Here is a 15,505-nt window from a genome sequence, read left to right as displayed (position 1 = left end):
GGCGCCGCGCCGCGGGGCGCGGCTCCCCCGTCAGAGATAGAGAGCCCCGTCAGGATGACGGCGGACGAGATCAGGCTGACGATCCGATGCATCTTGGTCGATCCGGGAGGATTTCCGTTCGTCCTGGCCCTGGCGCCAGGAGGATTGCCCGCTTCCGCCAGGGGTGGCGGCTCCGCCTCCGGCGCTTGCCGCGCCCCGATCCAGGCCTGCCTGGAGCGCGGCCGGGTCGAGGGCGAGGCGGGGCACCGACCCGTCGGTGACCACCTGGATCTGCAGGCGGTCGGCCGCGTAGCCGGCCGTCTCCAGGCGCCGGGTGAGGGCGCTGGAGTCCGCCTCCAGGAGACGCGCCGTCTCCTGGTTGTCGGCGATGATCCTGACCGCCAGCCGATCGCCGGCGGCGCGCAGTTCCACCCGGACGGAGCCGAGCGCTTCCGGCTGCAGCTGGATCTCCATCACGTGCACCGGAGGCGCGGAGAGATCGACCTTGACGCCCGGCGCGGCGCCCGGCTTCGGCAGGGCGGCGAGCGCGGACTCCAGGCGCGCGGACACCTGCTGGCCCGCGAGCGATAGATCGGCCATGACCGGCAGATGGGTCTCCTGGCGGACCACCTCGGCCCGGATGGCCTCGGCGGCGTCGAAGTCGAACCGGTCGGCGCGACGCATGGTCTCCTCGACGGCCGGCGCCACCCTGGCGGCGATCCGCTCGAAGAGGGCCTTCGCGGAGGTGCGGCCGTGCCGGGGTGCCTCCGGGCCGCCCTTCGGCTCCGGCCCGGCATCCTCGGCCGGGTCGGACCCGTCCGCCGCCGCGCCGGCGATGCCGTTCAGCGTATCGGGAAGCGGGCCGCCAGCGCCCCCCGACGCCGTCCGGGGCGACCCCTGGAGCATGAGGGCGAGCATGGTCGCGCCCTGGCCGCCCGCGGCACCCGGCGCGCCGGCCGGAGCCGTCCGGGCCGTTTCCTGGAGCATGAGGGCGAGCGTGGTTGCGCCTTGGCCGTCCGGGCGCGCGGGGTCGGCCCCAGCGGGACGGCCCTGCGCGGCCCGGTCCCCCCTGGCGTCCAGCTGGCGCTTCAAGGTTTCAAGGTCCGGCAGGACCAGGTCCGCCATGAGGTCCGGCCCGCCGGGGCCACGGGCGGAGGACGGGTCGCGGCCGTCGGTCCCGGCGCCGCCGGGCCGCTGTCCGGGCCGCGAGGCCGCGGCGGCATCCAGCGGCGCGGAGCTGGCGCCCGGGTCCCGGGCGCCGGCGGCGGCGAGAGCCGCGAGGGACCATTGGGCGCCGACGCCAGGGTCCGACGCCGCCTGCGCCGGCCGGTCCGGAGCCGTTGCGTCCGTCGACCCGGCGTCGGCCGCCTTGTCGTCCGGTGTCGTCGCGCCGGTCGCGTCCGCGCGACCGTCCTTCTGCGCCGGCGTCCGGGCGGCCTTGGCGGCATCGCCGCCGGAGCCGCCGTTCCCGCCCCGCTGACGGTCGTCAGCGCCCGGCGTCCCGCCGTTCGGCTCGCGCTTCTGCTCGGCCGCCACGGAGGCCACGTGGCCGGCGAAGCCGTCCCCCTGGCCGGGGCCGCTCTCCGGACGCGCCTGGGCCGTCGGCCGCCCGGGAGGGGCCGCGCGGACAGGGCCCGCCGCTGCATCATGGGACATGGCTTGCCTCCTTGAGGACGTCGAGCGCGGCCGCGGCCACCTGGTCCGCCTGCGCCGACACGACGGAGGCGAACGGATCCGGCAGGCTCGCCCGCCGTTTCGTCTCGTCGATCAGCGCCTGGTCGTCGTCGGATCCCACGTCGGCCTGGGTGAGGAGCCGCCGGGCGAAGGACCTGGACGCCGCCAGCATCGGACGGTCCCGATCGGGCAGCGCCTCCTCGCGGATCGCGTCGAGCCTCCGGCGGGCGCTGTGGACGCGGCCGTTCAACATCTCGGCCGTGCCGAGGTAGAGATCCGCGCGGGCCCGGCTCACGTCGTCGTCGGCGGCGAGAGGCGTCGCCACCTCGCCGGCCACGACGGCGATCTCCGGATCGCCCCCGATCAGACCGCGCCGGGCGAGCAGCAGGTAGATGTCGCGCCGGTAGGTGGGCTCGAACTCGTCGATCAGGGTCCGGATCTCGTCGAAGCGCCCCTTGGCGCGGGCCGTGGTGAGCTGGAGCATCACCATGGCGGCCTGCTGCTGCATGTCGCCGAAGAAGACCGAGCGGTGGAAGCGCCGGACGTAGAGGCCGGACAGCCGCCTGAACCGCTGGAAATCGCCGGACCGGCCCGCGTGGACGGCGCCATGCCTGAGGGCGGCCTCCTCCACCAGCGTGCCGGGCAGGAGTTCGCGGGCGATGTCGAAGAGGGCGGCCGCGTCGTCGCTCTTCACCCGGGTGGCGAGGGCGGCCCTGACGAGGGCCACATGGCCGCCGAGGATGGGTTGCAGCGCGCCGGGATCGATGGACCTGAGGAGACGGGTGGCGGCGTCCATTTCGCCGCGCCCATAGGCGACGAGCCCCTCCAGGAGGTCGGCCGGCAGGCCGAGGTCGGTGCCGTCGGCCAGAAGCCGCTCGGCCGTGGAGGGATCGCCGCCGATCGCCACGAAGACCGCGAGGGCGCGGCCGTTCCGCCGCACGGCCCACACCTCCGGCGGCATGGCGGCGATCTGCCCGGCGGTGCGCTCAAGGGTGTCCGACAGGGTCTGGTAGGCCTTCACGTCGCCGAGCCCGATCCGCTCCTGCTGCTGCAGGAGCGCGCGGACGAGTTCGAACGGCTGCGGGAACGGGAAGGTCGGATCCTCCGGCAGGGGCGGCCGCTCGGCGAAGAAGCCCCAGATCGCCCCGGTGGCGGTCGGGTCCGCCTCCCAGGGCCAGGCGGTGACGTCGCCGGGCGGCCAGAGCCGATCGGCGATGACCGGACCCGGTCGGACCGCGAAGACGCGCGCAGGATCCGGGGCGGTGCCGGGGACGCCCGCGCCGCCGGGGAGCCGAGGTCCGGCGCGCGGGGCCTCGGGCGCGCCCGGCGGCGCGATCAGCCATTCGGGAGCGGCGGCCGCGCCCGACGCGAGGACCACGCCGAGAAGGAGGGCGAGGAGGCGTGTCATGGGGCGTTCGGCCTCACCAGGATCTCGATCCGCCGGTTTTCGGCCGCGCCGGGATCCTCCGGCCGCCTCAGCTTGCGGTCGGCGTGGCCCTCCACATGGTCGATCTGAGTCTCGGCGACGCCGCCGCGCACCAGCATGTAGGCGGCCATGTGGGCCCTCGCGGTGGACAGGCGCCAGTTGTCGTAGGACTTCGACCGGAACGGCCGCCCGTCCGTGTGGCCGCGGACGATGATCTGGCCGTCGATGCTCTTCACCGCGGCGGCGATCTTGTCGATGGCGGAGATCAGTTCGGGGGTCGGCGAGGCGGAGCCGCTTGCGAACATCGAGCGCGTGGCCCGGTCGGTGAGGTTGATCAGCATGCCGCCCTGCACCTGTTCCACCTCGACCAGCGGACCCTCGCCGTCGTCGAGCTTCGCCAGGGAGAGCCTCAGCCCGTCGATCCTGGCCTCCAGGCGGGTCTCCTCGCTCGCCTCACCCCCGCCGGCCGCGTTCGCCGGGTTCGCGGCGGCGCCCGTGGCGGCCTGGGCGGTGGAGGATTGGGCGGTGGAGGATTGGGCGGCGGAGGATTGGGCGGCGGAGGATTGGGCGGCGGAGGATTGGGCGGCGGAAGACGGGGCGGCGGCGGGCGGGGCGGCGGTGTCGCCCGGCCGGTCGCCGGTTGTGGTCTCGGCGGCCGTGCCGGTGCGCGTCCCGTCCCGCGGGTCGAGGTTAGCCGTGTCCAGGGTTCCGTCCGCGCCCGCGCGGGCGGCGGGCGCGGTTTGCCGGGCCGCGTCCGGGGCGCCTTCGCCGTCCGCGCCCGCCGCGACCTTGCTCGGCGCGTGGTCGGCCTCCGCCGCCCGGGAGGTGCCCACCTCCTCGGACGTCTTCGGGAAGGGACGCGTCCAGGAGGTCGGGTCGAACGGGTCCCGGACGCCGTTGCCGCTGGTTCCGTCCGGCGTTCCGGACAGGGGCGACCGCGGCCCTTCGCCGGCCGCCTCCGGCTTGGCGGCCTGCGCGATCGTCTCGATGGCGAGATAGGGGTCGGAGAAGAGCTCCACCTCGGACGTCACGTCGTCGGTCGCCGACGCGGCGGGGGTGCCGCCCGGTTCCGTCGAGGGGGTCTGCCCTTGGCTCGCCACCCGGTCGGTGGCGGCGCCGGCGGAGAAGCTCGGGTCGTTGAGGCCCCGGCCTTCGGCGCGGGTCTCGGTCAGTTGGATCGGGTTGAAATAGCGCGCGACGCCCCGCCGAACCTCCTCGTCGGTGGAGTTCACCAGCCACATGACCAGGAAGAAGGCCATCATGGCGGTCATGAAGTCCGCATGGGCGACCTTCCAGGCGCCGCCCTTGGTGACCTCGGCGGTGTCCCGGTTGTAGCGGCGGACGATCACGGCCGAAGACGTCAACTCGCTCATGGTTCACCTGCCTCGGTCGCGCGCGTCAGAAGGCGGGCCCAGTCGCCGAAGCGGCTGGCCAGCTGGAGCGGGTCCGCGTCGAGGACGAGGTTGGCGCCGTCGGCGCTTCGCAGGGACGCGACGGTGTCGATGTCCGGATAGGCGCGGCGCAGCGCGTCGAGGAGGTCCGGCCGGCCCCGGATCGTCAGCGGCGGGCGGGCGGGATCCTCCACGGCGGCGCGCAGGGCCTCCACGAAGGCGGCGAGAAGGCGCTCGTGCTGCAGGCCGTCCACATAGGGCAGAAGCACGCGGGCGACCGCGTCGCCCAGCGCCCGCTCCATCCGGGCGAGGCCGTCCGAGAGCGCCGCCGCCAGGACCGCGCCCTCGCTCGCGGCCCAGGCCTCCCGCGCCTCCGCGACGGCACGCTCGCGGGCGAGATCGGCCTGCTCCCGGGCCAGGGCCGCGGCCTCCGCGGCGATCACCCGCTCCTCGGCGCGCGCCTCCGCCAGGACGGCGTCCAGGTCCACGACCGCTTCGACCCGGGCCCGCTCCACCGGCGGGGACGCCTCGACGCGATTGGCCGGCGGGATGAAGGCCAGTTCGTCAATCAGAATTCGACGCATAGCTCGGCCCCCACTGGTACAGCCACTGCTTGAGGACGATCATGGCCTGGTCCTCGTCGGCCAGCATGGCGGCCTCCAGCCGGCGGATCTTGTCGCGGTTCGGCTTGGTGGCGAGGTCCTCCAGGAGCGCGAGCGTCTCCTCCGGGTTGGGCGGCAGCAGGCTGCCGTCCAACGGCTTGCCGTCCGGGCCGACGAGGATCGACTTGCCGTCGGGTCCGACCACCATGTTGGCGCCGGCGGGGGTGCTCGGCGACGGCGCCGGCACCAGGGCGGCGACCGCGGGCTTCAGGCCGAACCAGATCAGCAGGCAGGTGACGATCAGGATGGAGACGGCCTTGATGACGTCCGCGAAGTGCCGGTTGACCACCTCCAGGATGCTGATCGGCTCGATCGGCGTCAGCTGCTCGTCGGCGGAGAGGAAGTCGACCGCCGTGACGGTGATCTGGTCGCCCCGGCTCTGGTCGATGCCGGCCGCGGAGGCGGCGATCCGCTCCAGGTTGGCGATCTGGTCGGCCACCGGCGCGCCGCCCTCGGCGTCGGCGATCGCCTGCAGCCGGGTGCGGTTCACCACCAGCGCGATGGAGAGCTTCTTCAGGTCGTAGCCGTCCTTGGTGGTCTCGGTGGTCCGGGACGACAGCTCGTAGTTGACCAGTTCCTCCCGCTTCTGGACCTCCTGGTTGGACCTGTCCGCCTGGGTTCCGGCGCCGCCGGGTTCCGGGAGGTTCTGCTCGACGGTCGTGGGCCGTTCGGTGGAGGCGTTCTGGGCCATCTCCGATTCCCGGACCGTGCGGATCGACCGCTCCACCCGGCTTTCCGGGTCGAAGGTGGTCTCGGCCATGCGCACCCGGTCGGTGTTGAGGACCGGCGTGACGCTGATCTGGAAGTTGTCGACGCCGAGGTGCGGGGACAGTGTCCGCTTGAGGTTCTCGGCGAGCCGCTCCGCGACGGACTGCTCCAGGTCCGCCATCTGGCCGCCTCCGGCCGCCGTGGCGTCGAGCGCGGACGAGATGGACCGGCCCGTCGTGTCGAGCACGGTCACCCGTTCGGGCGCGAGGCCCGGAACGGCCGCCGAAACCAGCAGGCGGATGGCGCGGGTGGATTCCTGATTGTCGAACCGCTCGCCCCGGACGACGACCGAGGCGGACGACTGCTGGCGATCCGACCGGAAGGTGCCGCGCTCGGGCAGCACCAGGTGGACGCGGGCCGCCTTGACGCCGTTGAGCGTCTGGATGGTGCGGGCGAGTTCGCCTTCCAGGGCGCGCGTGCGGGTCACCTCCTGCATGAAGGATGTGAGCCCGAGGCCGTCGACGCGGTCGAACAGCTCGTAGCCGGCGGTGCCGCCCTGGGGCAGGCCGCGTTCCGCCAGGAACATGCGCGCCCGTGCGGTCGATCCGGTGTTGACGAGCACGGTGGTGCCGTCTGCGCTGACGTCGAACGCGATGCCGGTCTCCTGCAGGGCGGCGCCGATGCGGCTGACGTCCTCGCTGGCGAGACCGGAGTAGAGAACCGCCTGCTGCGGCCGGCTGAGATAGTAGGCGCTGCCGCCGACGGCCGCGAGAGTGGCCGCCATGATGGCGGCGAGCAGGACCAGCCGTCGGGCACCGAGGCTGAGAATGTTGGACCAGATCTGTTCGGCTTGGGGCAGGGCCGTTGCCATGGGCGACAGTCTCCTCGACAGGACTGCCCGGCACTCTGCCCGCGCAAGCTTGCGCGGAGCCTCCATGGGCACGCCGCGCACCGCGACGGCGAACGGCCGCGCTCCGGGGAGGAGCGCGGCCGCAGGACTTGAGAGGCGACGATCAGCGGAACAGGGCCAGGATGTTCTGGCTGTTGCCGTTGGCGATCTGCAGGGCCTGGATGCCGAGCTGCTGCTGGACCTGGGTGGCCTTGAGGAGCGTGGAGTCCTTGTCGAGATCCGCGTCCACCAGCTGACCGATGCCGCGTTCGACGGCGTCGCTCAGGGCGTTGACGAAGCTCTTCTGGAGCTCGACGCGCTTCTTGGCGGAGCCGAGATCGGTGGCCGCCGCGGCGATCTTGCCGAGCTGTTCGTCCACCATGTTGGTGAGCGAGACCAGGGCTTCCTTGTCGGCATCCGAGCCGGTCAGCGTGGCGATGCTGAAGCCCAGGACCGTCTGCGCGCCCGAGATGCTGGCGCTCGCGCTGAACGAGATGGAATGTTCGACGCTCAGGATGCCCTTGGACGTGGCGCCGGTGACCGCGTCGGTGAGAATGACGTTCGAGATGTTCACATCGATGGTGTTGATGGCGGACTTGCCGTCGGCATCGCGGGTGAAGGCGCTCACGATCTTGCGGGTCGAGGAGAAGCCGGTCGCCGCGGAGTTGACGTCGAGCCAGTTCTGGCCGTTGAAGGTCGCGGACTTGGCGATGGTCTTCAGCTGGTCCTGAAGCTGGGTGATGTCGGCCTGGATCAGCTTGGGGTTGCCGCTCTGGGCGGCCACGAGCCTCGCCTTGATCTCCTTCATGACGTCGACGGTGGAGTTGAGGGCCGTGTACTGGACGTCCACGGTCGCTGCGCCAAGGCCGAGCGCGTCCTTGACCGCCCCGAGGGCCATGTTGTCGGACCGCATGGTGGTGGCGATCGACCAGTAGGACGCATTGTCGGCGGCGGAACCGACCTTGAGGCCGGTGGCGATGCGGTTCTGCACGCCGTCCATCGTCTTGTTGATGGACGAGAGGTTCTGGAGCGCGACCTGGGCGGTCGCGTTCGTCAGCAAGCTAGCCATGGTGATGTCCCTGTCGACTCGATACAGCTGGGACATACCGGATTGGGAGCACCGGCCCGTCGGAGGGTGGCATCATGCCTTCGAACCGGTCGTTTGAATGCGCGGTTCGTCCGACGTGATGGAACCATAGGGCCCCGACCCTTACCGGACCGTAAACAAACCTGGTGAATGTGTCATTCGGCTTGCGCCCGGCGACGGTCGCCCGGATGGGCGATCGTCGCCGGAACGCCGCCCGCTTAGTTGCGGAACAGGGCCAGGATGTTCTGGCTGTTGCCGTTGGCGATCTGCAGCGCCTGGATGCCGAGCTGCTGCTGGACCTGGGTCGCCTTGAGGATCGAGGAGTCCTTGTCGAGGTCCGCGTCGACGAGTTGCCCGATGCCGCGCTCCACCGCGTCGGTCAACGCCTTCACGAAGGTCTTCTGGAGATCCACGCGCTTCTTGGCGGAGCCGAGATCGGTGGCCGCGGCCGTGATCTTGCCGAGCTGGCCATCGACCATGTCGGTGAGCTTGATGAGAGCCTCGCGGTCGGCATCGCTGTTGGTGAGCGCCTTGATGGTGAAGCCCAGGACCGTCTGCGCGCCCGAGATGCTGGCGCTCGCGCTGAACGAGATGGAGTGTTCGACGCTCAGGATGCCCTTGGACGTGGCGCCGGTGACCGCGTCGTTGAGAATGATCGTCGAGAGGTCCACGTCGATGGTGCTGATGGAGGTCTTGCCCTCCGCGTCCCGGGTGAAGGCGCTCACGATCTTCCGGGTCGAGGAGAAGCCGGTCGCCGCGGAGTTCACGTCGAGCCAGTTCTGGCCGTTGAACACGGCGGAGTTGGCGATGGTCTTAAGCTGGCCCTGGAGCTGGGTGATGTCCGACTGGATCTTCACCCGGTCGACGCCGGGCTGGAGAGCGGCGACGAGCTTGGCCTTGATCTCCTTCATCACGTCGACGGTGGAGTTGAGGGCCGTGTACTGGACGTCCACGGTCGCGGCGCCCAGGCCGAGCGCGTCCTTGACCGCGTCGAGGGCCATGTTGTCGGACCGCATGGTGGTGGCGATCGACCAGTAGGCTGCGTTGTCGGCGGCCGTGCTGACGCGCATGCCGGTGGCGATGCGGTTCTGCACGCCGTCCATCGTCCTGTTGATGGACTGGAGGTTCTGGAGCGCGATCTGGGCGGACGCGTTGGTAAGCAAGCTGGCCATTTGGTTGTCCCTTCTTGGGGTCGTGTGGGACATACCGGGTTGTATCACCGGCCCGACGGATACGGCCTCATGCCCGGCGTCCGCCCGGATCGGGGGACGCCTCCGTCGGCAGCCGACGCGGGGCGGACCGGTTTCCGGGTCCGCTGTCCGCGACGGCTATGGCTTCACCGCTGGTCGTCGGGGCGGATGCTCCGGGCCGGAGCATCGGGACGCCCCGGATCAGGGTGACTTGAAGAAGGCCAGGATCGACGACGCGTTGCCGTTCGCGATCGACAGGGCCTGGATGCCCAGCTGCTGCTGGGTCTGGAGCGCCTTCAGCCGGGTGGAGTCCCGCTCCAGGTCCGTCTCCACGAGGACCGCGATGGAGCGATCCACCGAGTCCCGCAGAACGTTCAGGAAGCTCTGCTGAAGGGAGATCCGCTTCTTGGTGGCTCCCGCCAGGGCCGCGGCGTCGGTCGCGTCGTTGAGCGCCTGATCCACGATCGTGACGTAGTTCTCGATCCTCGCCAGGTCGGCGGGCGCGTCCGTGAGGCCGGCCACGGTCATCGACGAGACCGCGGCGGTGTCGCCGCCCGGATCCGGGTAGATGCGCGTGCGATCGAGGATGCCGACGGCCGGCCCCGGCGTCTTCGGATCGAACAGGGTGAGGTCGTCGGTGTTCACGGTGATGTATTCGACCGAGAACTGCGCCCCTTCGGGCCGACCCGCGCTGCTCAGGATCAGCTTTTCGTTGTCGTGCCCGGGGGAGCTGCTGTCGACCGACAGCCAGTTCTGGCCGTTGAAGGACGCGCTCTCGGCCGCGAGGGCGAGCTGGCGCTGCAGCTGGGTGAGGTCCGCCTGGATCTTGTTCCGGTCCACGCCGACGCTCTTGGCGGCGACCAGCTTCTCCTTGATCAGGGCCAGGATGTCGACCGCGCCGACGAGGGCGGTGTACTGCACGTCCACGGTGGCGGCGCCGAACCCGAGGGCGTCGTTCACGGCCGAAAGACTGTTGTTGTCCGACCGCATGGTGGTGGCGATCGACCAGTAGGCGGCATTGTCCTCGGCGTTGGCGACGGCAAGGCTGCTGGCGATCCGGTTCGACGTCTTGTCGATCGACTTGTCGATCGACGCGAGGGTCGCCAGCGCCGTCTGGGCCGCAGCATTGGTCAGGATACTGGCCATGTCTCGATGTTCCCGGTGTCGAGTGGGGCCCACCGGTCCGGCGGGCCTTGGAGCGGGGGCGCCGGCCTGGAGATCCGGCAGCGACGCGGTCACCCTAGCGTGCGAAGCTTGCGCCAGGCTGGCGCGTCAGCCGTAGGACCGGACGAGGCCCGCCACGAGGATGTTCCAGCCGTCGATCAGCACGAAGAAGAGAACCTTGAACGGAAGCGCCACCACGGCCGGCGGCATCATCATCATGCCCATGGACATGACGACGGTGGCCACGATCATGTCGATGACCAGGAAGGGCAGGGCGATCAGGAAACCGATCTCGAAGGCGCGCCGGAGTTCGGAGATCATGAAGGCCGGGATGAGGATGGTGAGCGGCACCGCCTCGTCGGCCGCCGGGGCCGCCGGGGCCGGAGACCCCGGCGCGGACCGGAGGTCCTGGAAGAGGGCGAGGTCCTTCTCGCGGACATGGTCCAGCATGAAGGAGCGGAACGGATCCACGATCTTGCCGAACGCCTCCTGCTCGGTGATCTCGTTGGCGAGAAGCGGCCTCAGACCATCCCGCCAGGCGGCCTGGAACGTGGACTCCATCACGTAGAAGGTCATGAACAGCGACAGGCTGATCAGGATCAGGTTCGACGGCGTGCTCGGCAGGCCGAGGCCCGACCGGAGGAACGAGAAGGCGATGACGAACCGGGTGAAGCTCGTCACCATGACGAGGATGCCCGGGGCGAGGGACAGCACCGTCAGAACCGCCATCACCTGGACGATGCGGCCGGCGGCGGAGGCTTCGCCGGCGGGAAGGACCTGGGACAGGTCGATGGTCTGGGCGGCGGCGGCGCCCGCGGTCAGGACGAGCGCGCCGGCCACAGCGAGGAGGCGGAGCGTCATTGGACGACCATGCCGTTGATGACCACCTCGCGGGCGACCCCGTCGGCGCGCAGGATGGCTCGCTCCTGGAGATCCTCCCGGAGCGCCTGGAGGCCGATGGACCCCTCGATCTGGCTGAGTTCCAGGGTCTTCAGATAGGCCAGGAAGTCGGTCTCGATCTCCGCCTGGGTGACCTCGGTGCTGGTGCCGGCCTCCGCGTTGAGGAGGATGCTCACGTCCAGGCGGATCCAGACGCTTTCCGGCCGGCGCAGGTTCGTCACCATGGACTGGAGGCGGACCATCCGGCTGCCCCGCTCCATCTCGCTCGCCGTCTTGGCGGCCTCCCGTTCCTTCTCCTGCTCCTCGGCGAGCCGAACCTTGGCGAGCTCCACCAGGTAGACGCTGGAGCCGACGCCGATCGCGGCGGCGGTCAGCGACAGGAGGACGACGAAGATGACGCTCTTCAGGAGGGAGATCCTCTTGCCCGTCATGTCGGACTGGGACGCGGCGGCTGCCATCTCGGTCATCCTCAATAGGGGGCGATGCGGTCGAAGACCTGCTGGCCGAAGGGCGGTTGCTGGAATTCGCTGAGGCGCCCGCGCCCGCCGTAGGAGATGCGGGCCTCGGCGATCTTGTCGTAGTCGATGGTGTTGTCGGCGCGGATGTCGCGGGCGCGGACGATGCCGGACATCTGCAGCACGCGCATCTCGGCGTTGACGCGGACCTCCTGGGCGCCGGCCACGAGGAGGTTGCCCTCGGGCATGACCTCCACCACGATCGCCGCCATGGAGAGCTTGATCTCCTCGGACCGGTCGACCGAGCCGCGGCCGAGGGACTTGGACGAGCCCTCGAACTCCACGGTCCCGTTCGCCTTGGCGGGCACCCCGTCGGCGCCGAACAGGAAGTCCAGGCCGAAGCCGGATCGGTTGCTCCGCTCCCGGTTGGAGGCGTTGTCCAGGGTGGCGCGGTCGTCGATCGAGATCTTGACGGTGACCACGTCGCCGACGCGGCGGGCCCTGCTGTCTTTGAAGAGGTCCTGGCCGGAGGTGGTCCACAGGGAGTTGAACGACCGCTGGCCGAGGGGCTCCGCCGCGGTCGGTAGGTCGTGGCGCGACAGGGCGAAGCCCGACCCGACCGGCGACAGCGGCGGCTCCTGGCCGACGTCCTGGATGGCCTGGCAGCCACCGAGCGCGACCGCGACGAGGATGGCGGCCGTTCTCACGAGTTGTTCCCGCCGTTCGCGTCGGATGCCCGCCTCAGCCGGTCCACGGCCCCGGCGAGCGCGGCGGCGCGGCCGCTCTCCATCTCGTTCATGATCGGCCCGATGGCGCGCGGCGGAAGCCGCATGATCAGCGAGACCGCGAGGTCGTTGCCGAGCACGGACAGCTGCGCCGCGGCGGCGTCCGCCCGCATCCGGCTGTAAATCTCGACCAGCTGGTCGTCGGCCTTGCCGAGGAGTTCGTCGCGCTGCTCCAGCCAGCGCCGGGTCTCCTCGGTGGCGGCCTTCAGCGCCTCGATCCGGGCGTTGATGCGTTGCTCGGTGAGGACGAGACGGCGGATCTGCAGCTCCCGGCCGATCTCCTCGGCGACGGGGGCGTTGTTGCGGCAGAAGTCGTTCGCCTCGACCACGGCGACGTCGTCCGCGGCGAGCGCCGGCGGCGCGACGGTCGCGACGGCGAGGACGACGAGGGCGCGACAGCTGAGGCGACGGCTGGACGCGTGCATGAACCACCTCCATGGAAAGGGGGCCGGCGCCCGGACGCCGCGGCCGCGGCCCGCCGGGCGGTCGGTCACTGGACGACGAGTTCGGCCTGCAGGGCCCCCGCGGACTTGATAGCCTGCAGGATGGCGATGATGCCGTTGGGCTTGAGCCCGATGCGGTTGAGACCGGACACGAGCGTGCGCAGGTCTGTGCCCTGGACGATGGCGATCTGGCCACCCTCCTGGTAGGCGTCGATCTCGGTGCGGGGCACCACGGCCGTCTCGCCGCCGCTGAACGGAGCGGGCTGGGACACGACCGGCCGGTCGGTGACCCGCACGGTCAGCGCTCCGTGCGTGACCGCCACCGGCGACACCTGGACGTTGCTGCCGATCACCACCGTGCCGGTGCGCTCGTCGATGACGATCCTGGCGGCGACGTCCGCGTCGACCTGCAGGAGCTCGATCTCGGCCATGAAGCGGCTCGGCGACACGCCCCGCGGCAGGGTGAGCGCCACGGTGCGCAGGTCCCGGTCGATCGCCGCCGGCGCACCGTAGACCCGCCGGGTGTAGCCGTTGATGGCGTCGGCGATGCGCGCGGCGGTGACGAAGTCCGGGTTCCTCAGTTCCAGCGACAGGGCCGGAAGGTCGGCGAACCGGTCCGGCACCGCGCGCTCCACGACGCCGCCGTTGGCGATGCGCCCGTTGGTGGCCACGCCCTGGGACAGGGTCTCGGCCGCGCCCTGGATGTCGAAGCCGCCGACCGCCACCGGCCCCTGGGCGATCGCGTAGGTCTGGTCGTCGAGCCCGACGAGCGGGGTGGCGATCAGCGTGCCGCCCTGGAGCGACGAGGCGTCGCCGATGGAGGACACCGACACGTCCATCCGGGTGCCGGGGCCGGCGAACGCCGGCAGGTCCGCCGTGACGGTCACGGCCGCCACGTTCTTGGTGCGCAGCCGCTCGTCGTGGATGTTGATGCCCATCCTGTCGAGCATGGACTGGAGCGCCTGCTCGGCGAACGGGATGTTGCGGACGCCGTCGCCCGTGCCCTTCAGGCCGACCACCAGGCCGAAGCCGACGAGCTGGTTGGAGCGGACGCCCTGGACCTGGGTGATGTCCTTGATCCGGGCGGCGTGCGCCGGGCCGGCGAGCGCGGCCAGGAGGGCGAGGGCGACGAGGGCGCGCATCAGTTGATCCCGACCCTGACCGTGCCGTCCGATCCGACGGTGCCCTGCACCACCAGGCCGCTGTCCACGTTGCGGACCCGGACCAGGTCGCCGACGCCGCCGTTGTCCAGGCTCTGGGCCTTGGCCGAGATGACGAGCGCGCCATCCTCCAGCACGACGCTGACGATGGTGCCGCGCGAGATGACCGCCGCCGCGGCGGTGGCGCGGATCGGGATCGGCCGGTCCGGCAGCAGGGTGCGCTTGGCGGCCCGGCCGATCACCTCGTCCGGGGAACGGACGAGGGGCTCCTCCGTCACGGCGGACGGCGGGAAGAGGCCGTCGTCGAGCATGTCCCCGGTGATGATCTCGCCCGGATAGATGACCATCCGGGGCACCGGCAGCATCAGGGGGTCGGCGGCGGCCGGCGAGGCGCCGGACAGCCAGAGGAGGGCGACGCCGCCGCGGACCGCGGTGCTCAGGCTTGGGCTCATGGTCGGATCCTCCTCGAAGCGGACGTCAGCGCAGGCCCTTGGTGACCACCGCGGCCATCTCGTCGGAGGCCTGGATCACCTTGGAGTTCATCTCGTAGGCGCGCTGGGCGGTGATCAGCTCGGTGATCTCCTTCACCGGATCCACGTTGGAGGATTCCTTGAAGCCCTGGCGGATGCGGCCGAAGCCCGGATCGCCGCCGAAGCCGCCGATCGGCGGCCCGGAGGCGGTCGTCTCGCGGAACAGGTTGCCGCCGAGCGCCTCCAGGCCGGTGTCGTTGGCGAACAGGGCGAGGTTGAACTGGCCCACGTCGACCGGCTGGCGGCCGTCGCTGAAGCGGGCGAACACGCGCCCGTCCTCGTTGATGGTGACGCCGACGGAGTCCGGCGGCAGCACGATGGCCGGGTCGACCTGATAGCCGTCGGCCGTCACGATCTGGCCGCCGTCGCTGGTGTTGAAGCTGCCGGCCCGGGTGTAGAGCATCTCGCCGTCCGGCCCGACCACCTGGAACCAGCCGCGACCGTCGAGGGCGACGTCGAGGGTGTTGTCGGTCTGGGCGAGCGAGCCCTGGCGGTGCAGGCTGCGGATCGCCACCGTGCGGGTGCCGAGGCCGATCTGGGCGCCTTCCGGGACCTGGCTATCCGAGCCGCGGTTGGGTACGCCCTGGAGCCGCTCGGTCTGGTAGATCAGGTCGGAGAACTCCGCCTGGGCCCGCTTGAAGGCGGTGGTGTTGATGTTGGCGATGTTGTTGGCGATGACTTCGACATTGGTCTGCTGGGCAGACATGCCGGTCGCGGCGATGGCGAGAGAGCGCATGGCGGGGTCCTCAGATCGGCATCCGGCTGATTTCCTGATAGGCCGCGACCGCCCGGTCGCGCACCGAGACGGCGGTCTGGAGCGTGAGCTCCGCCGCCAGGGTCGCCTCCGTGACCTCCTGGGCCGAGGCCTTGCCGGCGAGACCGGCGATCGAGGTCGCCTCCGCGGTCTTGAGCTTGTCGTAGGCTTCGCTCGCCACCTCCCGGAAGACGTCGCCGAAGCTGGCGGACGAAGGGCCGGGCGAGACCGGCGCGGCCAGGTCCGGGCGCTGCGCGGCCCCGATGCCGGCGACGCCCCGCAGGACTTTGAAGACGTTGTCGATCATG

The 15,505-nt window shown here is 71.1% G+C and carries 16 protein-coding genes; all 16 read right to left on the bottom strand.

The features are described from left to right. Window positions 1-30 precede the first annotated feature (30 nt). Entirely contained in the window at window positions 31-1,635 is a 1,605-nt protein-coding gene (locus HND91_RS01680) for a flagellar hook-length control protein FliK (protein WP_181704779.1), read from the bottom strand. Then, window positions 1,625-3,061 (bottom strand): hypothetical protein, encoded by a 1,437-nt coding sequence (locus tag HND91_RS01675; RefSeq protein ID WP_181704778.1) that lies wholly within the window; start codon window positions 3,059-3,061, stop codon window positions 1,625-1,627. The genes HND91_RS01680 and HND91_RS01675 overlap by 11 nt, the downstream gene beginning before the upstream one ends. Continuing rightward, window positions 3,058-4,452: a MotB family protein gene (locus tag HND91_RS01670; RefSeq protein WP_181704777.1), complete on the bottom strand. Its 1,395-nt coding sequence runs from the start codon at window positions 4,450-4,452 to the stop codon at window positions 3,058-3,060. Before HND91_RS01670 ends, HND91_RS01675 begins: the two co-directional genes overlap by 4 nt. After that, window positions 4,449-5,054 carry a hypothetical protein gene (locus HND91_RS01665; protein WP_181704776.1) on the bottom strand — a complete coding sequence of 202 codons (606 nt, stop codon included), beginning with the start codon at window positions 5,052-5,054 and terminating at the stop codon, window positions 4,449-4,451. The genes HND91_RS01670 and HND91_RS01665 overlap by 4 nt, the downstream gene beginning before the upstream one ends. Further along, entirely contained in the window at window positions 5,035-6,711 is a 1,677-nt protein-coding gene (fliF, locus tag HND91_RS01660) for a flagellar basal-body MS-ring/collar protein FliF (RefSeq protein ID WP_181704775.1), read from the bottom strand. The genes HND91_RS01665 and fliF overlap by 20 nt, the downstream gene beginning before the upstream one ends. A gap of 142 nt (window positions 6,712-6,853) precedes the next feature. After that, window positions 6,854-7,798 carry a flagellin N-terminal helical domain-containing protein gene (locus tag HND91_RS01655; RefSeq protein ID WP_181704774.1) on the bottom strand — a complete coding sequence of 315 codons (945 nt, stop codon included), beginning with the start codon at window positions 7,796-7,798 and terminating at the stop codon, window positions 6,854-6,856. 236 nt (window positions 7,799-8,034) lie between these two features. Further along, window positions 8,035-8,988, bottom strand: coding sequence for a flagellin N-terminal helical domain-containing protein (locus tag HND91_RS01650; protein WP_181704773.1), 954 nt, complete (start codon window positions 8,986-8,988; stop codon window positions 8,035-8,037). Between the two features lie 219 nt (window positions 8,989-9,207). After that, window positions 9,208-10,152, bottom strand: a complete 945-nt coding sequence (locus HND91_RS01645) for a flagellin N-terminal helical domain-containing protein (RefSeq protein WP_181704772.1) — start codon at window positions 10,150-10,152, stop codon at window positions 9,208-9,210. A gap of 126 nt (window positions 10,153-10,278) precedes the next feature. Further along, the gene (gene fliP, locus HND91_RS01640) at window positions 10,279-11,031 is read right to left on the bottom strand and encodes a flagellar type III secretion system pore protein FliP (protein WP_181704771.1); all 753 of its coding nucleotides are present in this window, start codon (window positions 11,029-11,031) and stop codon (window positions 10,279-10,281) included. After that, complete coding sequence (locus HND91_RS01635; RefSeq protein ID WP_181704770.1) at window positions 11,028-11,528, bottom strand: flagellar basal body-associated FliL family protein; 501 nt, start codon at window positions 11,526-11,528, stop codon at window positions 11,028-11,030. Before HND91_RS01635 ends, fliP begins: the two co-directional genes overlap by 4 nt. Window positions 11,529-11,539: 11 nt before the next feature. Further along, complete coding sequence (flgH, locus tag HND91_RS22535; protein ID WP_181704769.1) at window positions 11,540-12,232, bottom strand: flagellar basal body L-ring protein FlgH; 693 nt, start codon at window positions 12,230-12,232, stop codon at window positions 11,540-11,542. Beyond that, a complete protein-coding gene (locus HND91_RS22530; RefSeq protein WP_181704768.1) occupies window positions 12,229-12,735 on the bottom strand; it encodes a MotE family protein in 507 nt (168 codons plus the stop codon). The genes flgH and HND91_RS22530 overlap by 4 nt, the downstream gene beginning before the upstream one ends. A gap of 65 nt (window positions 12,736-12,800) precedes the next feature. Beyond that, entirely contained in the window at window positions 12,801-13,895 is a 1,095-nt protein-coding gene (locus HND91_RS01620; protein WP_181704767.1) for a flagellar basal body P-ring protein FlgI, read from the bottom strand. After that, window positions 13,895-14,365, bottom strand: a complete 471-nt coding sequence (flgA, locus tag HND91_RS01615) for a flagellar basal body P-ring formation chaperone FlgA (RefSeq protein ID WP_181704766.1) — start codon at window positions 14,363-14,365, stop codon at window positions 13,895-13,897. Before flgA ends, HND91_RS01620 begins: the two co-directional genes overlap by 1 nt. Window positions 14,366-14,390: 25 nt before the next feature. After that, the gene (gene flgG, locus HND91_RS01610) at window positions 14,391-15,179 is read right to left on the bottom strand and encodes a flagellar basal-body rod protein FlgG (protein WP_181704765.1); all 789 of its coding nucleotides are present in this window, start codon (window positions 15,177-15,179) and stop codon (window positions 14,391-14,393) included. 10 nt (window positions 15,180-15,189) lie between these two features. After that, a complete protein-coding gene (fliE, locus tag HND91_RS01605; protein WP_181704764.1) occupies window positions 15,190-15,504 on the bottom strand; it encodes a flagellar hook-basal body complex protein FliE in 315 nt (104 codons plus the stop codon). Window position 15,505 lies beyond the last annotated feature (1 nt).

This window comes from Chthonobacter rhizosphaerae (assembly GCF_013839525.1).
Classification (GTDB): domain Bacteria; phylum Pseudomonadota; class Alphaproteobacteria; order Rhizobiales; family Pleomorphomonadaceae; genus Chthonobacter; species Chthonobacter rhizosphaerae.
The sequence above is the reverse complement of the archived record's forward strand: the minus strand, read 5'-3'. Positions and strand labels throughout refer to the sequence as shown.